Consider the following 24,024-nt stretch of genomic DNA (forward strand, 5'->3'; position numbering starts at 1 on the left):
TGATCATGATCACTCGCAGGGAAGACGGATACGAGGTCGCCACCGACCCGGAACGCCTCGACATCGACCTGGTGTACCACTGGCTGTCGACCGACGCGTTCTGGGCTCTGGGCCGCAGCCGCGAAACCGTCGAGCAGTCCATCCGCGGGTCGCTCAACTTCGGCCTCTACGACGACAGTGGCGCCCAGGTCGCTTACGCACGTGTCGTCACGGACTTGGCGACCTTCGCCTGGCTCTGCGATGTCTATGTCGCCCCCACACACCGCGGCAAGGGCCTCGGCACCTGGCTCGCTGCTGCGGTCCGCGACCACCTGGCCCCTTACAAACTCAAGCGGACGCTTCTGTCCACCCTCGATGCCCACGAGGTCTACGCCAAGGTCGGCTTCGTCCCCTTCCCCGACCCTCAGCACTTGATGATCATGAAGCCTGAGCAGTGAGCGTCCATATCTGAGCAGTGAGAGTCCCCCCCGGGTTCTGCGTCCGGCCGGTCAGGAAGATTGCGAACCTCGAACAGCCCTGTGCCGGGTGTGCCGTTCCAGCATCAGCCGGGCTGTCGCGGCCATGGCCTCGTCGACCATCTCTCCCTCGAACGACACCGCACCCGCCCCGTTCGCCTGTGCCTCCTCCACGGCGGCGATCAGCCGTGCACAGCGGGCGAGTTCGTCGGGGCCGGGCGAGAAGACTTCGTTGATCACGGAGATGTGGGAGGGGTGGATTGCCATCATGCCCTCGTAGCCGAGAGAGCGGTTCTGTTCGGCGAAGGAGCGCAGTCCTGCGAGATCGGCGATGCGGGTCCACAGTCCGGCGACCGGGTGGAGCGACCCCGCCGCCCTCACGTCCAGCAGGACCCGGGAGCGCAGCGCCAGCGTCTCCGTTCCCTCTGGGCTCCAGCGGTAGCCGACGGCGCGCTCGACATCGCCGCCGGCGCCGGTGAGGGCGCCCAGGTACGCGACGCGCGAGGCAGCTGCCGCGCAGTCGTAAGCCTCTCGCAGGCCGCGAGCCGTCTCCAGCAAGGGCACCAGGGCGATCTGTCCCCGGTGCAGGCCCTGTTCGCGTTCGCACCAGTCGAGCAGCCGGTCGGCGAAGCGTACGTCCTGGGCATGGCGCACCTTGGGGAGCACGATCCCGGTGAGGCCGGGGCGTACGATCGTGCGCAGCTCCTCCGCCTCCGCCCAGCCGTCGAGCGGGTTGATCCGGACGAAGAGCGCCGGATGGTCCGCCGAGTCTGCGGCGGCCTGCGCGATGGCTTCGCCCACCTGTGCACGGGCGGACGCTCTGTCCTGTTCCGGCACCGCGTCCTCCAGGTCGAGGATCACCGCGTCGGCGCCGGCCGCCTGCGCCTTGGGCAGCCAGTCCGTCCTGGTTCCGGGCACGAAGAGCAGGGAGCGCAGCGGGGGCCGGGCCACCGCCGCCGCGTCCGCCTCACACGACACCGTTCTTCTCCAGATCTGCCAGTTCCTGCTCGCCGAGCCCGAGCCATTCGCTGTAGACGAGGTGGTTGTCCTGCCCCAGGGCGGGTCCGGTCCGCCACACCTGCCCGGGGCTCTGACGGAAGTGGGGGATCACCGCCTGCATCCGCACCGGGCCGAGGTCCGCGTCGTCGACGGTGACGATGTCCTCGCGCTCGGCGTAGATGGGGTCGGCGGCGATGTCTGCGGCGCTGAACACCCTTGAGGCCACTACCTCGTTGCGGGTGAACTCTTCCAGGCACTCGGCGGTGGTGCGCTCCGCCACCCAGGCGTGCAGGCCTTCGTTGAGCCGTCGGCGCCCGGCATGCTGCTGCTCCGCCGTGGCGAACTCCTCCTCGGGCAGTCCGAGCAGACGGGCGATGTTGGATACCGAGCGCAGCGTCGCGGATGTCACCGTGATCCACTCGCCGTCGCGGGAGCTATAGGTGTTGATCACCGCGGCGGGGGCGACCGCCAATTGGTTGCCGGCGCGCTCAGGCACCGTCCCCAGTTGATCGTGGACGATGACCTGCCACTCGACGAGCCGGAACAGGGGCTCGAAGAGGGCGAGGTCGATCCATTCGCCGTCGAAGTCGGGGTCGTGATCACGGCGGTGGAGGGCGGCGAGGATGGCGTAGGCACCCATCAGCCCGGTCACCGCGTCACCGTGGGAGAAGCCGGTGTGCACCGGCGGACCGTCGGGGAATCCGGTCAGATGCACCGCTCCGCTGCGCGCCTCGCCCATCTTGCCGAAGCCGGGTGCGTCGGCCTGCGAGGAGGTCGCGCCGAAGCCGGATACCTGCAGCAGTACGGCCTTCGGGTTGATCCGGTGGACCGCTTCCCAGTCGAGCCCCCAGCTGCGCAGGCGCCCGGCACGCAGGGTGACGATGACGACGTCTGCCCAGGCGAGGAGCCGGTGGGCGAGGGCCCGGCCGTCCTCGTGGTGCAGATCCAGGGTGACGGAGCGCTTGTTACGCCCGGCGACCTTGAACCACAGGGGGTGGCCGTCCTTCTTCGGTCCCATCGCACGGGCGGCGTCCCCGGAGCCTGGGGGCTCGACGTGCACCACGTCGGCTCCCTGGTCGGCGAGCATCGAGCCCGCCAGTGGGCCGGCCACCACATGGGCGAACTCGACCACTTTCAGCCCGTGCAACTGCCCGTGTCCGCCGGTATCCCGATGCTCATTCGACACCACGGTGCTCCCTCGCCATCGATGTACTTGCCCGCTTCGGGCCGCGGCACCGGCCGTTGTGGCCGGCCCGCATGCTCCCGAGGGCTCCTAGCGTGGCGAAGCAACAAATACCTGTCCAGCAAAAGAAAACCATGAATCCATGCGCCTTCCGCATAGATCGATGGGGGAGGGGCCGACTGTCGGCGTGCGGTCCGGATGCGGCTCAGGCCCAGGAGATCCCGGGCGGGAGGTCGCGCCCCTGCTCCCGGGATTCCTCCAGTGTTTCCAGGAACCGACGCGCCGCGAGCGGGAGGGGCCGCCGCGCACGCAGGGCGATGTCCAGGCGCCGGTCGACCACCGGCTCGACCAGCGGTCGGCAGACGACGGGCCCGGTTCCCATGAGCGGCAGCACCAGGGCAGGCATCGCGGACACCCCCAGGCCGGCCGCCACGAGTCCGCCCACCGTCGCCACGCTTCCCGCCTCGGCCGCCGGTGCCGCATGCGCATCGACCTGAGCGAATGCCGCGTCGGTGAGCCGGCGCACGCTCGAATCCCGTCCGACGGCGAGGAACGGATGGCGAGCCAGGTGCTCCCAGGGCACTTCCTCGCGGTCGGCGAGCGGATGGCCTTCGGGCAGCACCGCGACGAATCGGTCCCGGACCAGGGGACGGTGCTCCAGCTGATCCGACGGCTCGCCGACCGTGGTGATCGCGAAGTCCGCGTCTCCCGACAGGACCCGGCCCAGCACCGACCGTTCCATACCGTCCATGATGCGCACCGTCACCTGCGGCCGCTGCTTGCGGAAGGCGGAGATCACTTGCGGCAGCAGCACCGCGGCGACCGAGGGGAGGGTGGCCACGGCGACCGTTCCCGACTCACCGAGCAGGAATCGCTCCAGCTCCTTCATGCCTGCTCGGTGGGCGTTGACGATCTGGTCGGCTACCCGCAGGGCCTCGGCGCCGGCGGCGGTCAGCTGCACATTGCGGGTGTCGCGTTCGAGCAGCTGCGCACCCAGTAGCCGCTCCAGATCCGCGACCGCGCGGCTCAGAGAGGACTGCGAGACATGCAGTTCCGCGGCGGCCGCGGTGAAGCTCGCCGCCCGGGCGACGGCCGCGTACGCCGCCAGCTGACGCAAACTGGCTTCCATGCCCAGGGAGCATATGCGATTGATGCACAGACCGCATGGATAGATCTCGGTTCGATGCTGGACACCGATCTGTCGCCGCTCGGACACTCTTCCGCAACGCATCGGCGCCCTCAAGGCGCCCTGCTCCCCCGCCGCCGGGAGCCGTATCCGAGAAAGTGAGCGACACCCATGCTGGCAGCTCTGGGCTTTTCCACAATCGGCATTTTTCTGTTGCTCACCATGACCAAACGCGTATCGGTCCTGGTGGCCCTCGTTCTGCTCCCGGTGCTGGCCGCGCTCGCCGGCGGCTTCGCGGGCGAACTGGGCGAGATGGTCCTTGACGGGCTCTCCACGGTGGCCCCTACCGGCATCATGATCGCCTTCGCGGTCCTGTACTTCAGCCTGATGGTGGACGCCGGCCTCTTCGATCCTCTGATACGCGGGATCCTGCGCGTCGCCCGGAACGATCCGGCGCGGATCACTGTCGGCACGGCCGTCCTCACGATGTGCGTGGCCCTGGACGGTGACGGCGCCTCGACCTTCCTCATCACCGTCTCCGCGCTGCTGCCCGTCTACAAGAGATTGGGGATGAGCCCGCTGGTGCTGTCCGGGGTCGTCTGCCTGGCCGCGGGTGTGATGAACATGATCCCCTGGGGCGGCCCGACGGTGCGGGCCATGGCGGCGCTGAAGCTGGACAGCTCCGAGGTCTTCACGCCGGTCCTGCCCGCGATGGGCTGCGGCCTCGCCTGGGTCCTGCTGGCCTCGTATCTGATCGGCCGCCGGGAGCGGAGCCGTCTCGGCGCGCTGACGCCACAGGGCGAGGTGGACGCCGGTACGGAGCGGGACGGATGCGAGCAGCCCACCCGTATGGCCGGGGACGGTCCGGGTACCCCCTGGGTGCCGGCGCGGCCTCGGACCTGGCCGAGCATCTTCAACCTGGTACTGACCATTGCACTGTTGGTCAGCCTGGTCCTGGAGGTGATGCCGCTGCCGGTGCTGTTCGCTCTTGCCTTCACCCTCGCCCTGCTCGTCAACCGCCCTACCTGGGAAGGCCAGCAGGCACTGCTGGAGAAGCACGCCAAGAGCGTGGTACTCGTCACCACGATGATCTTCGCGGCCGGTGTCTTCACCGGCGTTCTGACCGGCACCAAGATGATCACCGAGATGGCCGAGGCGTTCGTATCCGTCGTCCCCGACTCCCTCGGCGGCCACCTGCCGGTGCTGGTGGCCGTCACCGGGATGCCGCTGAGCCTGGGCTTCACCCCGGATGCCTACTACTTCGGCGTGCTGCCCGTGCTCTCCGAGACCGCGGCCGGCTTCGGCACCGACCAGGCAGAAGTCGCCAGGGCCGCCATCCTCGGCCAGATGACCACCGGCTTCCCCCTCAGCCCGCTCACCGCCTCCACCTTCATCCTGATCGGTATGAGCGGTGTGCAGCTCGGCGAACACCAGCGCTTCATCTTCCGCTGGGCCTTCGCCACCACCCTTGTGATGACCGCCGCGGCGCTGCTCACCGGCGCCTTCTCCCTCTGACCCTGCCCCACTTCACCTCCTCCACCCGCCCAGCGAAAGGGCACACCCCGCTCACGGCAAGTCCCTGCGGGGCCCGCCCGCCGCCTGCACCTTCACCACCCGACCGCAGGCCCTTGGCGTCGGGGTGGTCGGGGTCCAAACGAAGCTGCCTAGGTGTCTGCGCCGGTGGGGGTATAGATCTCTGGGTCGGTGGAGAGGTGTCCATTGTCGGGGGTGAGGATGCCGCACAGCCTTTTCACGGGCGTGTAGAGGGGCCGGCTGTCGGGTTCGATGCCGTCCTCGTCGGGGAACTCGAAGAGCCGGTCGAAGGGCACGGTGACGAACGGCCATGCGCCGGAGGTCTCCGCCGAATCGGGGTGGAACTGCCACACGGTGCCGAAGTGCCGGTTGTGGACTTCCCCGACGTACCACGAGGCGGTCTGGAGGAAGTCGCCCCCTTCCTCCAGGTAGGCGTGCTCGGTGGTGGCGTAGCGGTCGCGGATCAGGTCTTCGAGGCGGGCGAGCGAGTCGAGGCTGAAGTCCCAGGTGCCCGGGGCCTGTTCGGCCCAGCCGGGGAACTCTGCGTGCTGGACGGTCAGCCAGGCGTTCAGGACCCGGTTGTCGGACCTGAGCTGGTCGAGCTGTCGCAGTTCCTCGTACTCGGTCTCGTCGATGTCCATATCTGTGACCCTATCGGGCCGGTCATGTGACCGGCCGTCACGCCAACAGGGCCTATTTCAGGAGGAGTTGGAGGAAAGCTCGGCCGAACATTTGGCGGCTGCGCATCGTGGTCCGATTGACGTGGCCTTCGGCAGGGCCCCGGACGCTCTCCTGGAGCATCGCCATGAAGTCGACCGGCTGGCCCAAGACGGCCCCGGACGCCTGTCTCAGCTGGGAAGCTGGCTGGTACCCCTCATCGTCCGTGAGGGAGAACAAGGGTGCACACAACAAGAGACAGGGGCGTGACGATGGACGCCGGCGACTCCATCTCCGCTGTCAGCGCGCTCGTTGCCGCCGCCGCGGCCGTAGTGGGCTGGTGGCAGGCGCACAGCGCAAGACGCACCGTCAAGGCGTCCGAAGAACAGGTCAATGTGATGCGCGACCAGCTCGCGCTGGAGCGCACCCTGCGGGACGACAGCATCAGGCCCCGTTTTGAAGTCGTCCACACCACGGCCATGCTGCTCCCAGGGGGCGGAGGGCGCCTGACGGTGGAGGTCCTCCAGACCACGGGCGTGCCGCTTGATGAGGTGAAGGTGGAGCTGTTTGCGGGCGGCCGGCAGATCGTGCCCGATGAGTCCGCCGACAGCGTCTACGGCTCCCTGTACTCCGCGCCCGGTAGTAAGTTCACCGTCCGGGCGCACCTCGATGAGCAGACCGCGCAGGCCCCGGCCATCCGCGTCGAACTGTCCGGCACAGAGGCCCGAGGCACCCGGCAGTGGGCTGCGAGGCTCGTCGCCCATCCTGCTGTCACAGCCAGCCGACTGCTTGGCTCTCACAGGGACGAGTACTCGGCGGTGACCGCCTCCGGCCTGCCACGGCGGGTGCCCAGAAGCAATCTGGCCCCGCGGCCCGCCGAACAGTCCTGGTCGGGTGGCCCACAGGTGTCCCGAGCCCCCGACGATGTCAGGGGCAGGCTGAGCAATCTGCGCCGGGTGGCCCAGCGGCGACGCAACGCAGGAAGTGACGCGAACAGCCAGAGCTCCGTTCCCGGCAGCAACCAACGGCAGAAGCATTCTGGGGTGGGCCCTGGCGGCCCTGCGACAGTGAAGGGCGTGCCTCCCGGCGACGCCCCGGCCCCGAAGAAGATCCAGCCGTGAAAGGGCACAGCCTTCCGCGTCGTGACCTCCGTTGAGGACGTGGCCCGCCCAGGCCGGCGGCCGAGGAGGACTTCGATGTAGCCGGCCTTGGTGCCGTGGTGACAGAGTGCGGCCCCGACGCCTCCCGGTCCGCCCCGAGCCCACGCGGTGTGCCGGGTGGGCGACGGGCCCGGGCCCCGATCCCGGGCCCGGCAAAGAACCTCAGTGCCGCGCGTGGGCGGAGAGGGTGGCCAGGCCCCGGGCCAGGTCCTCCTTGAGATCGTCGAGGGATTCGAAGCCGGCGTGCACGCGCAGCAGGGGGCCGCGGCCCGTCCACGTGCCCGGGAGGCGATGGGTGACCGGATCGGCCGGCACGATCAGGCTCTCGTAGCCGCCGTAGCTGTGGCCGAGGCCGAACAGCCGCAGCTCTGCGAGCAGCGCGTCCACGGCGGGCTTGCTGAGCCCGGGTTCGAGTTCGAGGCCGAACAGGCCCGCGGCGCCGGTGAAGTCGCGGCACCACAGTTCGTGGCCCGGGTCGCCCGGCAGCGCAGGGTGCAGCACGGCGCGCACCCCGTCCTGTTCGCGCAGCCAGGAGGCGAGGCCGACGGCCTGGTGATGGTGCTGACGCATCCGGACGCCGAGCGTACGGAGCCCGCGCAGGCCCAGGTAGACATCGTCCGCGCCGGCGCACTGGCCGAGCCGGATCGCCGAGGCGCGCACCGCGGGGTAGGTGTCCTCGGTGCACACGATGGCCCCGAGGATGCTGTCGGCGTGACCGATGAGGTACTTCGTCGCCGAGTGCACGACGACATCGGCGCCCAGCTCCAGGGGGCGGTGGAAGGCGGGGGTGGCCCAGGTGTTGTCGATGAGGGTGACCACACCGTGGGTACGGCACACGCTCGTGACGGCCGGGACGTCCTGTACCTCGAAGGTCGTGGAGCCGGGTGACTCCAGGCAGACGAGGCGTGTGGTGGGGCGGATCAGGTCCTCGATGGACTTGTCCACACCGGGATCGTAGTACTCCGTCTCCACACCCAGATCGGCCAGCGAGTTGCAGAACTTGCGGGTGGGCAGATAGACGGAGTCGCTGACGAGGATGTGGTCTCCGGCCCGGACGAACGAAAGGATCGCCGTGGTGATCGCCGCGAGACCCGAACAGGTGGCGACGGCGGCGTGCCCGCCTTCCAGGTCGGTCAGTGCCGTCTCGAAGGCGCGGCCGGTGGGTGTGCCGAAACGGCCGTAGACCGGCATCCGGCGTTTGAGGGGGTCGGCCTGCGAGGCGTCCATCGCGGCCACGTCCTCGTAGAGCACCGTCGAGGCCCGGTGGATCGGCGGGTTGACGTAGCCGTGCTGCTGCCGCGGGTCGGATCCGGCGTGCACGAACCGGGTCTCCATCGAGGGTTTGCCGGTCATGACACCACTTCCAGATCCGCTTGCTCGTCGTGTGCTGTGGCCGCCGCGGTCCGGCGGCCGCCGAGTACCAGGGCGATGGCTGCCGCGACGGCGCACTGCACGGCGACGGCGATCCAGAACATGCCCAGGTCGTGTGCGCTTTGGTAGTGGGCGAAGAGGAAGCCGCCGACGATGCCGGCGAGGAGGCCGCCGACACCCGCCGTCAGCCGCTGGACGCCGAAGGCGAAGGCCGGATTGCTGGGTATGCGGTCGACCATTTCCAGGTCACAGCGCAGGAAGAGGAAGACCTCGCCGAGGCTGAAGAGCACGGTGCCGCTCAGCAGGGCAGCGGTGTGCCCCAGCGACATCACGGCCGTCCCGGCGGCCATCAGGGCGAATGATCCGGCCACCAGGCGGCGGTAGTCGGCCCGCGCGATCCAGCCCGACAGCGGCGGCTGGAGCGCCACCATCATGGCGCAGTTGACGAGCATGGCCCAGCCGAGCACCTGGATGTTGTGCACACCCGCGGCGTACAGGCCCAGGAAGCTCTGGAAGAAGAAATAGAGGTAGAAGGCGAGCGCCGTGAAGAGCACCGGTCGCAGGGCGCCGCGCAGGGGCTGGAGCTTCCCGGCGGGGCCGGGACGGTCGGCGCTGACGCCGCCCGGCGGGGCGTCCTGGCGGCGGGCGAGGGGCCGCATGGTGAGCTGGTGGGCCAGGGTGATCAGGCCGAACAGTGCCGCGGCGCCGAGGAGCAGCACCACCGGATCGGCGTCGATCAGGACGGCGGCCAGCAGCGGCCCGAGCCCCATCCCGGCGTTGAGGGCCGCGCTGCTGACGCCGAGGAACAGCGGCCGCAGCTCGTCGGAGACGCAGGTGACGATGTACGCCTTGTTCGCCGGGAGATAGAGCGCCGGCCCGGCGGCGACGAGGACCACTGCCGGGTAGGCGACCCAGGGGACCTTCACGGCCAGCCCCAGCAGGAGCAGACCCGTGGTCCGCAGGGCGAGGGAGCCGACCATCGTCCGCTTGAGGCCGAGCCGGTCCACGACCAGGCCCCCCAGGATGCTGCCGCCGAACTGGATGAACGTGGCGACGGCCACCAGTACACCGGCCAGGCGGACGTCCAGGCCCACCGCTTGGACCATCAGGACGCCGATGAACGGCGTGACCATGTAACTGCCGAGTGCGACCACGAAGGACAGCACGATCAGCGACTTGAGGCTGGACGACAGCCCCCTGAACGTGCGCCACTTGGCCGAGAGCGAGGACATCACGCCGACGGCCCTCCGCTCTGCGGACCGGTGACGACCGGCCGGTCCGCGCCCGGCAGACCCCATTCGCTCCAGGACCCGTCGTACACGGCCAGGTCGTCGTATCCGGCCAGCTCGGCCCCCAGCGCCAGGATGCAGGCGGTGACGCCGGAACCGCAGCTGAAGAACAGGCGTCGGCGGTCCCCGGCGAGCGGGGCGAACGCGTCGCGCAGCTGCGAAGCGGGACGCATCCGGCCGTCCCGTTGGAGCTCTCCGAACGGCAGATTCAGCGCTCCGGGCATATGGCCGGGACGCAGCCCCGGGCGGGGCTCGGCGACCGCGCCGGCGAAGCGGTCGCGGGCGCGGGCGTCGAGGACTGCCGAGGCCGGATCGGTCAGGGCCGCGGAGACCTCGTCGCTGCCGACGATCAGGCCGGGACGCGGCCGTGCGGTGAAGTCACCGGGGCGCGCCGCGGGTGTGGGTGCGCCGGTCTCCAGCGGCAGCCCGGCGGCGCGCCAGGCGGGCAGACCGCCGTCGAGCACGGCCACCCGGTCGTGGCCCATGGCCCGCAGCATCCACCATGCGCGGGCACTGGAGTAGAGACCCGCCCCGTCGTAGACGACGACGGTGTCGCCGTCGTCCACGCCGAGCGCCCGCATTTCCCGGGTGAAGTGCCCGCCCCCGGGCATTGTGTGCGGCAGCGGACCGGAGTGGTCCGAGAGCGCGCCGTCGATGTCGAAGGGCCGCGCCCCCGGGATCCGTTCGCCGGCGTCGCGGTGCCCGCCGATCGAGGCGTCGAGCACCACCAGCCCGGGGGTGCCCAGCCGCGGCGCCACCCAGTCCGTCCCGACCAGCGGGCCCGGCAGGGCGCCGGGCGACGGCCCGTTCATCGTGTGCCTCCCGTGGGAGCGGGGGACCACTCGGCGCCGTCGGCGAACCAGGCCGCCACATGTTCCAGATTGGCCGCCACGTCCTCCTCGGTGTCGCCGCCGACGACGTAACCGGCCAGGAAGAGGCCGGACTTGACGCCGCCGTGGAACTCCTGGCCGACCGTGCCGGTGAGCGCGACCTCCTTGACACACGCCGGCTCGTCACCGGAGGGCAGACGGTTCAGTACGCCGTTCGACGGCGGGATGCACAGGGCTCCGGTGGGGCGGTAGCCGGGGGTGCCCAGGGTGCTGGGGAGGCCGCATTCGGCATACAGCCATTCCTTGTCGAGATCGATGCCGAACGCGTGCCGGACCATGGAGCTGATCATCCCGCCGCCGGTCCGGCTGGCGATCTCGCAGAACACCGTCCGGTCGTCGGGGGTGATCCACAGCTCCGCGTGGAAGGCGGTGTGCGGCGGTGTGGGCAGCTCTGCCAGCACCGCCCTTGCCGCCTTGAGCAGCCGGTCGTGGACCGGGTCCTGGGGTGTCAGCGGGAGGTTGGCCACCCAGTCGTTCGCCCGGAAGGACAGACAGTCGTTGAGGTAGCGGAAAGGGTGGGCGAACACCACCTCGCCGTTCACGACCAGCCCGTCCACGTGGTACATCTGCCCGGGTACGAACACTTCGATCTCGCTCGCGCCGCGCCACGGGCGGGCGAGATAGGCGTCCAGCTCCGCCTCGTCACGGATGATGGCCGCGCCCAGAGAGCCGGACTCCGAGAGCGGTTTGATGACCACGGGATAGCCGTGCTCGGCGACGAACTCCAGGGCGGTGTAGGCCGAATCCAGGGGCCGGTAGGCGGGAATCTCCACCGGGCCCCCGACAAGGTGGTCCTTCATGACCACCTTGTCGCGGAAGGCCAGGGCGCTCGCGGTCCGCTGTCCCGGCAGGTCCAGCAGGTCACGCAGTTGTGCGGCGCGTACCACGTCCGCCTCGGCGCGGGCGAAGACGGCCGTGACGGCGTGCTCGCGGGCCAGGCGCAGTGCCGTCTTCTCGACGAGCTGATTGGTGTCGTAGTCGTCGAAGGCGTGCACATGGGGCAAGTGGCCGTACCCGGCCGCGAACTCGGTGGTGGTGAGGATGACCGGCACGACACCGGAGCCGGCCAGCCAGCGGTCGTACGGGGTCTTGGCATAGGGCGTCTTGGCGAAGACGAGGACGTGCGGCATGTGCGTGTTTCTCCTTCAGCCCGTCGTCTCGACGAGAGGAAGCCGGCGGCGTGCGGGGACCCGGGAGACCAGCTGCTGCTCCTGGGCGAGTTCGCGGGCGAAGCAGCCGTCCTTGTAGACGCCCGAGAGGCGCTTGTTGGTGAACGCCTCGATGGCCGCGTGGTCGAACTCCAGGTCGTAGCGGACGTCCTCGCCCCCGTCGGCGACCGTGCGGACGAGGATGCCCAGGTGCGGCTCGAAGGTGTTGACGCAGCCGACGATGTCACCGATCTTCTCGCGGCGACCGTCCGCCGACTCCGACAGCACGCTCACCTCGGTGGGGATGGCGGCGAACAGCTGGCGGCCGGCCCGGCACCAGCCGACATGACCGGGGAACCCCATCGCCTTGATCCCGAAGGTCCCGAAGTCCTCACTCACGCCTAGCTGGAAGCCCAGTTCGACGTTCTCGTGCAGCCACTTGAAGTCGCGGTAGGCCTGCTCGATCTCCTCGTAGCTGAGCTGGAGTTCGGGGTGCCGGCCACCGTGGTCGGAGAAGTTGTTGAAGCGGACCGTGTCGACGCCCAGCTTGTTGAAGTAGTGGGCGTAGCGCTCCAGGGACTGGCGGCCGTGGTTGTGCCGGCCGATGGTGACGCCGATGTTGACCCGGAAGGCATCCGACCGGTCGGCGTCCGCGGGAAGCGTGCTGCGGTGGTGCTCGTTGTAGTGGTCGATCCGGCGCAGCACCTCCTCGGTGTTCGCCCCGCTGAAGACGCCCTTGATCGGGTAGCTGCCGTCGTCGATGACGGCCAGGTTCTCGTCGATGACGCCGTGGTAGGTGATGGAGATGGTGCCGTAGCCGTTGACCCGGGCGAGGTCGAGAAGCTCCAGGTAGTTGTCGGCGAGCAGCGGGCGGCCGCTGGTCCAGGCGTCGCCCTTCTCCATCGTCTCGGTGGGCTTGTGGTCGGATTCCTGTCTGAACTCACGGTTGTTGGCGGGGCCGTAGATGCGCATGAACTCACCGTCGTACGCGAAGCTGTCCACGTACCGCGGGTAGACGTGGTAGCCGTGCGACTGGAGTCCGGAGAGGATCCGCGGGCCCTCCTCCATGGCGAACGACTTGTCGTAGACCTTCTCGTAGTTGACGAACCAACAGTGCGTACATTTCTGTCCGCAGGTGTTCTTGCCGACCTTGGTGTCCAGGTCGAGGTAGATGTGGATCTCCTCGGGCTTGATCTCCTGGAACGGCGTGCTGAACGGCTCATCTCCGTGGAAATCGTAGGAAATCGGCGCGTTGTCGACGGTCATGGTTCCCCCAGGCGTGGTCGAGTCGGGTGTGCAGCGAGCAGAGCGGTACGGCTGCGATCGGCGCCGGGGCGCCCTGTGGCAGGGCGGCCCCGGACCGAAGCGTGTGGGTGGTGGTGCGTGGTGGTGGCGCGTGGTGCGTGTTACGCGACGGGCGCGGGCTGTGCGGCGGTGCTCGGCGGGGCCGTGCTGCCGGGCGGAGCGGCGCCGGGCCGGGCGGTGGGGCGGGCGTCCGCGACGAGGCGCGCCGAGGGCACGGTGGCGTCGGGTTGCGTGGTGACGATGGGCAGCGCCGTCAGCTCGGCCACCGCCGCCACACACGCCGTCGCGTCCGCGGCGGCGATGACGGCGGTGCCCAGGCGGTCGGTGGAGGACCTGAGCGGGCGGACCGGGTCGCCCGGCTCCACGGCGACCTCCCACTCCACGATCGTTCCGTGAGTCAGGGACGGTGGTGGGGCGACGTCGGTGACCGTGCCGGGCGGTGCGGTGAAGAAGACGGTCGCGGCCGTGGCGGCCGTGGCCGGCCCGCGCGGCACTCCCGCGCCGACCGCCCATCCGAGGGCGGCGACCCGCCAGTCGATGCCCGTGGTCAGCCGCACCAGGTCGGCGATGCCGTCGCCACCGAGGCGGTTGTGCGTCTCGATCACGATGACGCGGTCGCCGTCCATCTTCACCTCGGTGTGGCTCGGCCCGTCCGTCAGCCCGAGGGCGTCGAGCAGCTGCCCGACCGCCTCCTCGACCCGTGCCCGCCCGCCGGAGTCCAGTGACGGCGGCGGCATCATGTGGCTGACCTCGACGAAGCTGCCCGTTGTCCCCTTCTGGGCGATGCCCACGACGGTGTGCCGGCCGCCGGCGGACAGCGTCTCCACGCTGAACTCCAGCCCGCCGACGAAGGCTTCGAGCAGGGTGCCGCCTGTCCGGCGGTCCGCCGGCAGGTCCGCCGCACGGTCCACCAGAGCCACGGCATTGCTGCCGACGCCGCTGACGGGCTTGGCCACCACGGGGGTGTGCCCGGCGAACAGTCGCGCCACCGCGTCCGGGTCGCCGCCGGAGGCGAAGGCCGGGTTCAGATGCGGCGCCTTCCGTTCGAGGACCCGCCGCATCTCCAGCTTGTCGCGGGTGCGCCGGACGACCGCGGGGGCGACCCCCCGCACACCGAGCCGCTCCGCCGCCGCGGCCGCCGGCTCCAGACCGAGCTCGGTCAGCGAGACGACGGCGGTGGGCGACAACGGCTTGAGCACCTCGTCGACGAACGCGAGGAAGGCCGGGCCGTCGTGGAAGTCGACGGTGTGCACCTGCCGTGTGCCGGCCATCCGCCCGTCGTTCCGGTCGAGGGCCGGAGCTCCGGGCAGCTGTACATGAAGGAGATCACCGGGGAGAGCCTCGGCCGCTCGCGCGACCGTCGGATTGGCACCGATGACCACCAGGGTCACGACAAGGTCTTTCTGGTCTGCATGCTGCGATACACGTCTGGCCCCCCGCTTTCTTCAGGTCCGGGAACGTCCGCCGACGACACCGGGACCACATGAACCGAGCCAACGCCGAACAGGGGCCGCAATGCGACGACCGACCGTTCGAGTGGCTCAGGCGAAGACAAGGTCGCAGCGGCACTCACTCGCTGTCAACAGATATGCGCAAAGCTTGACTTGCCAGAAAGTCCGCTCTGACCTGCATCAAATCCCATGGTTCAGAGGATTGGCCGGAACCATATGATGCCTGTCCCATATCCACCCCTGACGCCTTCCAGCCGATTTCCCCCACACCTCAACCCGCCCGGAATCGAGCGGCAGTTCCTGGTGCCGCACCCTCTGCACCAGGTCAGCGCGCTGGGCGCAAGGGGGACCTGACGCCCTGCCTGGGGGCGGCTTTCAGACAGGGCGTGAGAGTCATCCTTGACGGCAGCCGTTCGTCACCTCCTTGGGCGGGCACGGCCCCCGGAACCGGAGAATCTACGCAAAAGCTCATGCCTCCGGTTCGCGAGGAGACGCAGTGCCCGTACGGCGAACGAGGGGCGGCGCCCCCGCTGTGGTTGCGGTTTCGGCCCTACAGCTTGCTGTTGCCGCCCTTGTTGACGATGCTCGCCTTCCTGCAGTTGTTCCAGGTGAGCCTGAGGCCGGTGCTGCCGCCGCCCTTGCCGCCCCACCTGATCAGCGGGAGCCGCTTGCCGGAGTAGCCGGTTCCGTACTTGTTGCTCTTGAAGACGTTGCCGCGACCGCAGGCCTCGCCCTTCTCCAGCCGACCCCACTCGCTGAACAGGGCGTACTGGCCGGACTTGGTGAAGGTGTTCCCGCTCACCGTGTTGTTCCGGCTGCCGTCCCTGATCCGTACGGGGTCCCCGGTGATCGACGAGAACTTGTTGCCGGTGATGCTGCTGCGTGAGGTCTGCACCAGGTAGACACCGTGCATGTTCCCGCCGTTGCGCAGCCCGGAGAAGGTGTTCTTCCGGATCACGATGCCGGAGGAGTTCTTCACGTGGACGGCGGCGTAGCCGGTGGAGCCGCTGAGGTTCTTGAACGTGTTCCCGCTGACCGTGACGTTCGAGACGTTCCTCAGCAGGATCGCGTTGTCGTGGCCGGAGAACTTCCTGCCGCTGATGGTGAAGCCACCGGGGCCGCCGTCGATGCACAACTGGTAATCGCCCTTGGGGCACTTGACCTGCCCAGGGTACTTGGCGGCGGTGACACCCCAGCTCGGCTCGGCCGTGCCGCCGAGCAGCAGCACGGTGCCGAGGGCGGTGGCGAGAGCGGCGGTCGGTACGAGACGGCGGGCGCGCGGGGCGTGCGTGGGCATGGGACGACTCCTGTCCGGCTGTCGGGTGGGGTGAGGGGGCGCGGCGGCCGCCCTTCCCCCGGTGGGGCCGGCCGCCGCGACAGCAACCGAGCCTGGGGGACCGGCCCCCTTCCGGCAATGGCTTTCGCTGTCCGGGACAGCCGTGCGGCTGTCCGGGCTGGTCAGCGACTTGTCCGGACAGTTCCGGGCGGGGCATCCGGTGTGGCCTGGACGGGGCGGGGTTGCTGACCCGGAAGGCCGGGATGGCAAAGATCGCATGGCGGGAGCGGGGAGAGAGATGCCCTGATCAAGGTCAGAACAGCCAGGCCAGGTAGGCAGAGACGGCTATTCCGGCGATGGACATGAGCGCCAGGCGCTTGGCGATCCAGGCGAGCCGGGTACCGCGTACCGCGGCGAAGAGGTCCTGACCCGTGCCCCTTTGCGGAAAGACGCCGCTCGCCGTTACGGGAAGTGCGGCTGAGCCGATCAGCAGTCCCAGGAAGGCGAAGGCGATGTGGACCCAGGCCGAGCCCATGCCGGCGACGACGTAGCCTGCGCTGCCCTTGCGGACCTGGAGGGTGTCGCCGGGTTCGGCCTCCCGTGTGTTCACTCGGGCGTGCGGACCGCTCGCCAGGCCATCGCTGTCACCGGCCTCGGCCGGGTGGAAGGTGCCGTAGCAGTGGCGCATGCCTCCGCGGCCGCCACCACCGCTGTGGCACTCGCTGACGGTCAGCTTGCCGGCAGTGCCCAAGAGCCCGCTTGCGACGGCGGCCTGAGATCCGGATACGCCACAGATGCCGAGGGCTACCAGCAGGCCGAAGATGCCGACGGCGCGGCCCCCGATGGTGGGCAGCGGGTCACTCGTTATTGGCATGGACAGACCCTATGGCAGAGCCCGCCCATGTCAGCGACGGCATCGGCGTGGACTGCTCCGCTGAGCCTCGAGACCGCCGGCGGCTCGGCTCTTCCCGCGTGTGGGGACATCAGGGTCAGCGGTGGACGAGGGGTGTGCGGGATGCGTGGTGGAGGAGGGCGGCGGGGGTGGTGCGGGAGTCGGGTATGGGCCAGTGAGGGTCCTTGCCGGTCAGTGCGGCGAAGAGGCGTTGCCAGGCTTCGTCGTCCGTGCCCAGGAGCTTCCCGGCCAGGACGGCCAGTTCGTTCGTGGCGTCCTGAACGGCGGCCTGGAGGGCGGTCGGGACTTCCTGGCGGACGGAGACTTCGGCGAGGTAGTGGAGCATGCGGTTGGCCATCGCACCACCGTGGATGATCTCTTCGCCGGAGAGCAGACCCCGTTCGAGAAGGGCGTCGAGGACGGCGGCCCACTCCTTTCGCTGGAGCGACAGGTTCGGGATGTTCCCGATGGCCGCACGGGCCCAGCTGGGGCCGCGGTCGGTCAGGGTGCGGTCGATGAAGCAGGACCAGTATTCGAAGGCCGCCGGCGCGAGCTCGTCCGGCGCGTCCGGCAGCCGGGCGATGGTGCCCCATACCCGCGAGCGAAACGGATCCTGTTCGTGCGCCCGGATCAGGACGTCCCAGTCGCGGGTGTAGGGGAGGTCCAGGATCTCCTCGTGGTCGTACTCCCCACAGGTGCGGAGCTTGGCGACGAGGCGCTCCGTGCTCAGTTCCTTGTCGAGGCGGGTGGTGAGCACCGCGACGGGGTCGGGCGCGGACAGCGCCTTCGTGGCGACCTTGGCGGCGCCCACGCTGAGCAGGCCCCGGTCGATCAGCGAACGGAGACGGTCAGGGCCGCCGTGGCGAAGCGTATTGCGCGCGGCCAGGAGGTGGTCCGGGAGCGGAAGGCGCTTGCCCCACGAGGCGAGCGCATGCTCCACGAGTTCGGGGTCGGCCGCTTCGACCAGAACGCGGTGGTACTCCGCCGACCGCTTGTCGAAGTAGGGCCGGCCGAGCAGCCGTTCGCGGAGTTCCGGGGCGAGCGGGAGGAGATCGTCAGGCCCGTCGGTGGCGCGGCCCTGAGGCAGGCGGGAGAGGATGATCCGGCGGATCGCGACGGTCGAGCTGCTGCTGTGGACGGCCCCGAACAGCGTCGCGTTGATGGTGGGGTCGTCGACTGCCAGGAGCCGCAGATGCAGCTCCCGATGGCGGGAGCTTCGAGCCAGCACGAGCAGTGCGGCGCGGTCGTCGTGGGTGAACAGATGGTCCAGGAGGGCGTCGGGCAGGTGGCTGGTCGCACAGGCGCGCTCGGTGAGGGTGAGCGTGGCCTGTGTGTCCAGCCGCGGCAGCACGGCCGCGAGCGCGTCGGTGCCCGCGTGCAGCAGGAGTCCGGCGCCTGCCGGGGTGAGCACGGTGGTGGGGACGGTGTCCGCGCTGCCGTGCTCGAGCAGCTCGACGAAAGGCCGATCGGCCCAGTCGGTGTCCATGGCGGCGAGCGCGCGCAGCCACCGCTCGGGATCGGTGCCGAGCCGGTCGGCGACCAGTCGGCGCGCGGCACTCACTGCTGCCTCCGCCGGCACATCACGTGTGAACCAGTCCCTCGGCAGCGGGGACATCTCGCGCGCGGGTGTCCGGGCAACCATCTCGCTGGGCGCCACGAGCCCCTGCCGGCAGGCCAACAGGTCGGGCTTCCCGTGCCCGTCGGTCGTCTGCTTGACGAGGCGCCGGCGAGTGTCGGGCGAGGCGTGCCGCTCACACGCCTCCACGAGCCAGTCAGGATGGGACGGACCGGGGAAGTCGGTCATGTGCGTGGCGGCGAGGACGTCGAGCACAGAGGGGTCGGTGGGCAGCGGCGCGGCCGCGACGAGCGTGCGGAGCAGGTGTGCCGAGGCGAGGGCCGCGTGCGGGTCAAGAACCTTTTCCCGCTCCCGTTGCTCGGCGTGGGTGAGTGCGGGGACGGGTGCCTCGGCCGGGTCCGGGGCGTCGGTGGTCCGGGCGTTCGCGTCGAGGCGGGCCAGCTCTTCGGCATCGGGTCGGGGGCCGGCCACGCTCGCGGCTGTGGTGATCAGTTCGGCGAGTGAGCCGGCGAAGGTGCCGACCAGGTTGAGCGCGATGACCCACGCTTCCGGGTGGCCGGCCAGATGCTCGCGTACGAGGTCGACGGCGTGCCCGCGTGCCCGGGCGCCGACATGGCCGAGGTACGGGAGGGCCGCCGCGGCCGGCTGGGCGGTGTCGACGAGCCGCTCGGGTCCGAGCAGGCCCCGCTCGACGGTCGCGACGAACCAGCCGTGCAGGCCGGCGTCGTACGCCGTGGAACGCAGATGATCGACCGGCTCGGCGTCGAGGGCGCTTGCGCGGGTGGTGAGGGCCTGGCGGATCGCCTCGTCGACGTCCTCGTGGCGGAGGAGTTCCTCGATGGGCTCGGGTTCGAAGGTGTGCTCGTGATGGGCGGCGATCAGGCACGGGAAGTCGTACACGTAGGGCTCGTGCACGATCTCCCGCATCAGCCGGCGGGTGGCGTTGCGTCCGCGCGGGGTGGCGAAGACCTGGGGGAGCGCTTCGGGGTCTTCGTAGGGCTCGAGCCCTTCCCGGAACCGGTCCAGGCCGTCGGGGTGCTCCAGCGCGGCGGCCGCCTTGGCGAGGACCGAGGACGGGTCGGCGTCGGGGACCAGATCAAGGAGCCGGCGCACGGTGTCCGGGCCACCGCGTTCCCACACCCGGACCACGGAGAAGTGGCGCGCTTCGTCGCTCGCCCACCATCCCCAGGAGTGCAGGACCAGTTCGGGGTCGCCGCTCGTGATCAGCGGGCTGCGGCGGAACCGGTCCTCGGTGGCGAGGAGTTCGGAGCGCAGTGCGGCGTCGAGGGGGACGAGTGCGGTGCGGCCCGGGGTGCGGGGGACGCCGGAGGCGATTGCGCGGCGCAGGGAGAGGGTGGCCTTCTGGTTGCGGTACACGGCGGCGTTGACCGTCGGTTCGTCGCACTCGGTCAGCCGGCGCAGATCGCGTATGCCGAGGGTGATGTTGCGGCCGAGGGCGGCCCGTACGCGGGGGCCGGACGCCGCGAGCGCGGTGTCGAGCGCGTGCGCCGGCAGCGCGCCCTTGCCGAGCAGGGCGTGCAGCAGCTCGTCGGGCAGGTGGGGGAGCAGCACGCGCAGATCGTCGGGTTCGGCGGCGTACAGCAGGAACCGGTACGGCTTGGTCAGGGCGGGAGGTGTGACCGTGGGGCCGGGCTCGGGCACCGTGCCGTCAGCGATGCCGGCCAGAAGGCGGGCGAGGGTGCCCTTGTACCGGGACAGGGCGGTGCGCAGGGTGGCCCAGCGCTGCGGATCCGCGCCGAGTTGGCGGTGGAGGAGGATGCGCAGGGGTGCGGTGGGGCCGAGTTCGAGCAGAGCCTGGGCCGCTGTGCGCGCGGGGGCGACGGTGTCGAGGACGACTGCGCTGAGGTCTGGCTGGTCACTGGACGGGCCCAGGCCGGCGGCGATCCGGAGGAGCTCGGGGTGCCCGGGCGTGTGTACGGCGACGCGCAGCAGGGCCGGACAGGGGGGTGCGGCTTCGGCGACAACCGTGGGGTGGGTGCGGTACAGGTCGGCGAGCAGCTGCTCGGGACAGTCGGGGTGGGCGGCGAGGACGCGTACGGCAGGCTCCGGCAGCGGCGCGGCCTGATGAGCCGTCACGATGGCGTCCCAGTCAACGGTGCGGCGCCAGGCCGGTTCGGCTTCGCCCGCCCGTAGTCCGGCCACCAGGCCCTCGGACCCCTCGGCGATGGCCACCGCGGCGCGCAGCCGGTCACCGCCGGTGTCGCCGTCGGTGTCACCGCCGCCACCGCCGCCACCGCCGGTGTCGCCGTCGGCCTCCAGCGCCCTGTGCGCGATGTCGGCAACGGCGGGGTGCAGGGGCGCCGGGCCGGTTGCGGGGGCGAGCAGCGCGCGCAACCGGTCGGGATGCGAGAACAGCCCGAGTACGGCACGCAGTTGCTCGGCCGTGGTCAGCGCGCGGCCGCAGGTACGCAGGGCGTGCTCGGCCAGCTCGGGTGCTTCGCTCACCACGGCCGCACCCACGAAGTGGGGTAGCGCCGGCGCTTCCTGGGTGGTGGCGCGGATACGGGCCAGCAGGGAGGCGAGGGCGGTGGGCTCGGGGTGCCGCCCGGGGGAGAGGATGAGACGCCGCATCCACGGGCGGGCCCCGGCATGCTCGTACACACACTGATCGACGACCGGGTCGGGCCGATCGAGCAGCGTGGCCAGGTCGTCGACGCTGAGACCCTCGGCCCGGGCCAGGGCTCGCCGTACCCGCACGTCGGGGTCGCCGGCCGCCTGCGCGCGGGCCTCAGCGGTGAGGGGCACCCAGGTGAGGTATCGGGGCTCCTCTTCGCCCAGTCGGCGGCGTACCCGCCCGGCATCGCCGGGGGCGGCCCCGGCAAGCAGCAGGGCGAGCAGTTGGGCGCCATTCCGGCCGTAGCGGGTCACTGAGCCTGATGTCACCGATCGTGTCCCTTGCGTCTGTCGTGCGTCGTCTTCGCACGGTGGTCCGACGGGAACACCCCATCACACAGGCGTGGACCGCCCTTCCGGAGGGTTCGTCAGGGCTCGCAGTTCAGCTCGCACAAGGGCTGGGCTCATCGACCGCGACGGGTGCGTGCCGTAGGGCATCTGCCGCCGTGGTTGCCTCGCGAAAATAGTTTCCGCATGGAAGATGTTTTGCGTGTGGACCGAGGGTAGGCGACGGAGCGACGCAGTGACGGGCAACGGAGAGGAGCAGCCGGCCATGGCGACGGCAGTGACGCGGACCGATACATCTGTGACCCGCTCGGAGAGGGAGGCGGCGCCTGAGTCTGCGCGGCCCTCTTTGCCGCTGGTGGATAAAGCCCAGTGTGTGGCCCCGCCGGATGCGCGTCGCCTGTCGAAGCTGTACTTCGAGCGGCTGGCGGCCCTTGAGGAAGGCACGGCGGAGTACCAGTACGCGCGCAACACGCTCATCGAGATGAATCTGTCGCTGGTGCGGTACGTCGCGCGCCGCTTCCGCAGCCGGGGGCAGGAGATGGAAGACGTCGTGCAGGTCGGCACGATCGGTCTGATCAAGGCCATCGACCGCTTCGACGTCTCGCGGGAGAACGAGTTCACCACCTTCTCCATTCCGTACATCACCGGGGAGATCAAGCGGTTCTTCCGCGACACGACCTGGTCCGTGCACGTCCCGCGCCGGCTGCAGGAGCTGCGCGTGGACCTTGCGCGCGCCCGCGAGGAGCTGGAGGGACGCGGCATTCCTGAGCCCTCCGTCGCCGACTACGCGGCTCTCTTGGAGCTGGAGGAGGACGAGGTCATCGAGGGGCTGGTCGCCTGCAACGGCTATGACGCCACTTCCATTGACCGTCCCATTGAAGCCGGTGGCGGCCAGCAACGGACCGGACTCATCGCCGACCTGATCGGCAACGAGGACCCCGCGCTCGCTCTGGCTGAAAATCTCCAGGCTCTCAAGCCGCACCTGGCTCAGCTCGATGAGCGTGAGCGCACTCTCCTTGAGCTCCGTTTCGGTGCGGAGATGACGCAGTCCGAGATCGGCGAGGAGCTGGGCCTCTCCCAGATGCACGTCTCCCGCCTCCTCACCCGCATCTGCACCCACCTGCGGGAAGAAATGCTGGCCACCGACTGACTGCAGGGCGTCCCAACTGCTGGGCGCAGCTTGCCGCTTCCCTTGTGTTGTGGGCGGGCTGCGCCCACAGCTGTTGCCGGAGGACGGGCCACGCTGTCCTCTCCCGGTACAGGCTGGGCGATCAGCTGGGGCCGACGGCCTTGCCCCAGTTCTCACGGACGGTGCGCAGCGCCTTGTTCAGCTGTGCCTCGGTCGGGAATTGCGGTGTGCCCTCGACCGTCGGCAGCCGTGAGGCCAGGGTCGTGTCGAGGGTGCCGTTCTTCGCCATGGCGGCCATCAGCACCGGGCGGGCGTAGTCCACGAGGCGGAGGTTCTGGCCTTCCGGGCTGAAGAGGTACTCCTCCCAAAGTCGCGCCGCGGCCGGGTGGGGGGCGTCCTTGTTGATCGCCTGGGCGTAGTACTGCGAGAAGCTGCCGTCGAAGGGAATGGACACCTTCCACTTCACGCTCGTACCGCGGAGCTGGTCGATGTGCTGGAGGTTGAGGTAGTCCCACTCGATGCTGATCGGTGTCTTGCCCTTGGCGATCGCGGCCGGGCCGGGCTCGGCCCGGTTGTAGTTGCCGACCTTGTCGAGCCGGGCGAAGAAGTCGATGCCTGGCTGGATGTCGTCGAACGACCCCCCGTTGGCGAGCGCCGCCGCGTACACGGCGGCGAAGGCCGAACCCGCGATCGTGGGTTCGCCGTACATCGAGACCAGGCCCTTGTACTCCGGCCGGAGCAGATCCGCGAAGGACGAGGGGCAGGTCCGGACGCGGGCGGCGTCGCAGCCGATGGAGATGTAGCCGCCGTAGTTGTTGTACCAGCGGGCTTCGGCGTCCTTCTGCTCCGGCGGAATCTGGTCGAACTGCGCGACCCGGTAGGGGGCCAGCAGATTCTGCCGTGCCGCGGACTGGGCGAAGGAATCGCCGAGGTCGAGCACGTCGGGGGCGCGCTCCTGGCCACGGTAGCGCTTCACGGCATCGATCTCCTGGCGGCTGTGGACGTCGGGATGGTCGACGACGACCTTGAGGCCGTACTTCTTCTCGAAGCCGTCGATCAGCCCGCCGTAGTTGGCCCACTGGCGTGGCAGCGCGATCGTGTTGAGCCTGCCCTCCTTCTTCGCCGCCTTGATCAGTGCCGCCGTCCCGCCCACTTCTGCGGCGGACCCGGCCCGGGAAGGCGGGACCGGCCGGGTGCTTCTCTCCTCCTGGCACGCACCGAGACCGAGCGCCGCCAGGCCGAGACAGCACAGGAGAGCGCCTGCGCGGACCCGATGATGTGTAGCCACGACGCCTCCAACAGGGCCAGGTGGGGGAGCGGTCCGCCAGGCGGGTGGCGGACGCGGACCAGGGCGAGCCATGAGATGGGCATGGTGCGGTCGCATGGCACCCGTACCGCGACCCCACCGCGGAGGACGGCGCACGCCAGGCAGTGGCGCGGGACCGCCGACGGGGCCCCGCAGGCTCGCCGGGCGGGCGCCGCCCTCGGCGCTCCCGCAGCCCGCAGGGCCACCGACGCCTTGTCACGCGGACGGTCCTGGCGCAACCCCACCGCGACGGGTCACCGCCCGACGTTTCTCTCGGCAGCAATGGTCCGAACCAGCGTACTCCGCGACTTTGTGGGGCTCTGTCAGGACGGTGATCGGGCCAGGTCATGGCGGCG

Annotated in this window: 18 protein-coding genes; 4 read left to right on the forward strand and 14 right to left on the reverse strand. The window is 70.1% G+C overall.

What is annotated here, in order from left to right; all coding sequences use genetic code 11:
• Positions 1-5: 5 nt before the first annotated feature.
• Positions 6-437 carry a GNAT family N-acetyltransferase gene (locus tag STRNI_RS40095; RefSeq protein WP_277413088.1) on the forward strand — a complete coding sequence of 144 codons (432 nt, stop codon included), beginning with the start codon at positions 6-8 and terminating at the stop codon, positions 435-437.
• Between the two features lie 51 nt (positions 438-488).
• Here STRNI_RS40095 and STRNI_RS40100 read toward each other — a convergent pair whose 3' ends face one another.
• The 3 genes from STRNI_RS40100 to STRNI_RS40110 all read right to left on the reverse strand — a co-directional run bounded on the left by STRNI_RS40100 (position 489) and on the right by STRNI_RS40110 (position 3,766).
• Entirely contained in the window at positions 489-1,433 is a 945-nt protein-coding gene (locus STRNI_RS40100) for an HpcH/HpaI aldolase/citrate lyase family protein (RefSeq protein WP_277413089.1), read from the reverse strand.
• Positions 1,423-2,640: a CaiB/BaiF CoA transferase family protein gene (locus STRNI_RS40105; protein ID WP_277413090.1), complete on the reverse strand. Its 1,218-nt coding sequence runs from the start codon at positions 2,638-2,640 to the stop codon at positions 1,423-1,425. The genes STRNI_RS40100 and STRNI_RS40105 overlap by 11 nt, the downstream gene beginning before the upstream one ends.
• A 202-nt stretch (positions 2,641-2,842) precedes the next feature.
• A complete protein-coding gene (locus STRNI_RS40110; RefSeq protein ID WP_277413091.1) occupies positions 2,843-3,766 on the reverse strand; it encodes a LysR family transcriptional regulator in 924 nt (307 codons plus the stop codon).
• 168 nt (positions 3,767-3,934) lie between these two features.
• Between STRNI_RS40110 and STRNI_RS40115 the strand changes: the two genes are divergently transcribed.
• The gene (locus tag STRNI_RS40115) at positions 3,935-5,278 is read left to right on the forward strand and encodes a CitMHS family transporter (protein ID WP_277413092.1); all 1,344 of its coding nucleotides are present in this window, start codon (positions 3,935-3,937) and stop codon (positions 5,276-5,278) included.
• A 149-nt stretch (positions 5,279-5,427) separates the two neighbouring features.
• Here STRNI_RS40115 and STRNI_RS40120 read toward each other — a convergent pair whose 3' ends face one another.
• A complete protein-coding gene (locus tag STRNI_RS40120) occupies positions 5,428-5,937 on the reverse strand; it encodes a hypothetical protein (RefSeq protein WP_274732773.1) in 510 nt (169 codons plus the stop codon).
• A 288-nt stretch (positions 5,938-6,225) separates the two neighbouring features.
• On the opposite strand from STRNI_RS40120, the gene STRNI_RS41740 reads away from it, so the two are divergent.
• The gene (locus STRNI_RS41740; RefSeq protein WP_381845096.1) at positions 6,226-7,074 is read left to right on the forward strand and encodes a hypothetical protein; all 849 of its coding nucleotides are present in this window, start codon (positions 6,226-6,228) and stop codon (positions 7,072-7,074) included.
• Between the two features lie 201 nt (positions 7,075-7,275).
• Here the strand turns inward: STRNI_RS41740 and metC are convergent, their stop codons facing one another.
• From metC to STRNI_RS40170, 9 genes are all read right to left on the reverse strand, one after another.
• Entirely contained in the window at positions 7,276-8,466 is a 1,191-nt protein-coding gene (gene metC, locus STRNI_RS40130) for a cystathionine beta-lyase (protein ID WP_277413093.1), read from the reverse strand.
• Positions 8,463-9,716: an MFS transporter gene (locus STRNI_RS40135; protein WP_266437775.1), complete on the reverse strand. Its 1,254-nt coding sequence runs from the start codon at positions 9,714-9,716 to the stop codon at positions 8,463-8,465. The genes metC and STRNI_RS40135 overlap by 4 nt, the downstream gene beginning before the upstream one ends.
• Positions 9,716-10,585 (reverse strand): sulfurtransferase, encoded by an 870-nt coding sequence (locus tag STRNI_RS40140; RefSeq protein WP_266437778.1) that lies wholly within the window; start codon positions 10,583-10,585, stop codon positions 9,716-9,718. The genes STRNI_RS40135 and STRNI_RS40140 overlap by 1 nt, the downstream gene beginning before the upstream one ends.
• Complete coding sequence (locus tag STRNI_RS40145) at positions 10,582-11,793, reverse strand: ATP-grasp domain-containing protein (RefSeq protein WP_266437781.1); 1,212 nt, start codon at positions 11,791-11,793, stop codon at positions 10,582-10,584. The genes STRNI_RS40140 and STRNI_RS40145 overlap by 4 nt, the downstream gene beginning before the upstream one ends.
• Positions 11,794-11,808: 15 nt before the next feature.
• Entirely contained in the window at positions 11,809-13,077 is a 1,269-nt protein-coding gene (locus STRNI_RS40150) for a radical SAM protein (RefSeq protein ID WP_109886604.1), read from the reverse strand.
• A 140-nt stretch (positions 13,078-13,217) separates the two neighbouring features.
• On the reverse strand, positions 13,218-14,507 hold the full coding sequence (locus STRNI_RS40155; protein ID WP_277413094.1) for an ATP-grasp domain-containing protein: 1,290 nt from the start codon (positions 14,505-14,507) through the stop codon (positions 13,218-13,220).
• A 610-nt stretch (positions 14,508-15,117) separates the two neighbouring features.
• Positions 15,118-15,864, reverse strand: coding sequence for a right-handed parallel beta-helix repeat-containing protein (locus STRNI_RS40160; RefSeq protein ID WP_277413095.1), 747 nt, complete (start codon positions 15,862-15,864; stop codon positions 15,118-15,120).
• Positions 15,865-16,156: 292 nt separating this feature from the next.
• Positions 16,157-16,717 (reverse strand): hypothetical protein, encoded by a 561-nt coding sequence (locus STRNI_RS40165; protein WP_277413096.1) that lies wholly within the window; start codon positions 16,715-16,717, stop codon positions 16,157-16,159.
• A gap of 115 nt (positions 16,718-16,832) precedes the next feature.
• Entirely contained in the window at positions 16,833-21,215 is a 4,383-nt protein-coding gene (locus STRNI_RS40170) for a hypothetical protein (protein WP_277413097.1), read from the reverse strand.
• A gap of 283 nt (positions 21,216-21,498) precedes the next feature.
• Here STRNI_RS40170 and STRNI_RS40175 point away from each other — a divergent pair, with 283 nt between their 5' ends.
• On the forward strand, positions 21,499-22,383 hold the full coding sequence (locus tag STRNI_RS40175) for a SigB/SigF/SigG family RNA polymerase sigma factor (protein ID WP_274732758.1): 885 nt from the start codon (positions 21,499-21,501) through the stop codon (positions 22,381-22,383).
• A 121-nt stretch (positions 22,384-22,504) separates the two neighbouring features.
• On the opposite strand, the gene STRNI_RS40180 is transcribed toward STRNI_RS40175, so the two are convergent.
• On the reverse strand, positions 22,505-23,650 hold the full coding sequence (locus STRNI_RS40180; RefSeq protein ID WP_381681399.1) for an ABC transporter substrate-binding protein: 1,146 nt from the start codon (positions 23,648-23,650) through the stop codon (positions 22,505-22,507).
• Between the last annotated feature and the right edge of the window lie 374 nt (positions 23,651-24,024).

The organism is Streptomyces nigrescens (assembly GCF_027626975.1).
Taxonomy (GTDB): domain Bacteria; phylum Actinomycetota; class Actinomycetes; order Streptomycetales; family Streptomycetaceae; genus Streptomyces; species Streptomyces nigrescens.

What these genes read in the sequence shown, in the direction of transcription:
- STRNI_RS40140 (WP_266437778.1), bottom strand. Translation starts at nt 10,585, where the DNA reads ATGAACGGGCCGTCGCCCGGCGCCCTGCCGGGCCCGCTGGTCGGGACG.
- STRNI_RS40165 (WP_277413096.1), bottom strand. Translation starts at nt 16,717, where the DNA reads ATGCCAATAACGAGTGACCCGCTGCCCACCATCGGGGGCCGCGCCGTC.
- STRNI_RS40160 (WP_277413095.1), bottom strand. Translation starts at nt 15,864, where the DNA reads ATGCCCACGCACGCCCCGCGCGCCCGCCGTCTCGTACCGACCGCCGCT.
- STRNI_RS40115 (WP_277413092.1), top strand. Translation starts at nt 3,935, where the DNA reads ATGCTGGCAGCTCTGGGCTTTTCCACAATCGGCATTTTTCTGTTGCTC.
- STRNI_RS40110 (WP_277413091.1), bottom strand. Translation starts at nt 3,766, where the DNA reads ATGGAAGCCAGTTTGCGTCAGCTGGCGGCGTACGCGGCCGTCGCCCGG.
- metC (WP_277413093.1), bottom strand. Translation starts at nt 8,466, where the DNA reads ATGACCGGCAAACCCTCGATGGAGACCCGGTTCGTGCACGCCGGATCC.
- STRNI_RS40120 (WP_274732773.1), bottom strand. Translation starts at nt 5,937, where the DNA reads ATGGACATCGACGAGACCGAGTACGAGGAACTGCGACAGCTCGACCAG.
- STRNI_RS40175 (WP_274732758.1), top strand. Translation starts at nt 21,499, where the DNA reads ATGGCGACGGCAGTGACGCGGACCGATACATCTGTGACCCGCTCGGAG.
- STRNI_RS41740 (WP_381845096.1), top strand. Translation starts at nt 6,226, where the DNA reads ATGGACGCCGGCGACTCCATCTCCGCTGTCAGCGCGCTCGTTGCCGCC.
- STRNI_RS40135 (WP_266437775.1), bottom strand. Translation starts at nt 9,716, where the DNA reads ATGTCCTCGCTCTCGGCCAAGTGGCGCACGTTCAGGGGGCTGTCGTCC.
- STRNI_RS40095 (WP_277413088.1), top strand. Translation starts at nt 6, where the DNA reads ATGATCACTCGCAGGGAAGACGGATACGAGGTCGCCACCGACCCGGAA.
- STRNI_RS40145 (WP_266437781.1), bottom strand. Translation starts at nt 11,793, where the DNA reads ATGCCGCACGTCCTCGTCTTCGCCAAGACGCCCTATGCCAAGACCCCG.
- STRNI_RS40150 (WP_109886604.1), bottom strand. Translation starts at nt 13,077, where the DNA reads ATGACCGTCGACAACGCGCCGATTTCCTACGATTTCCACGGAGATGAG.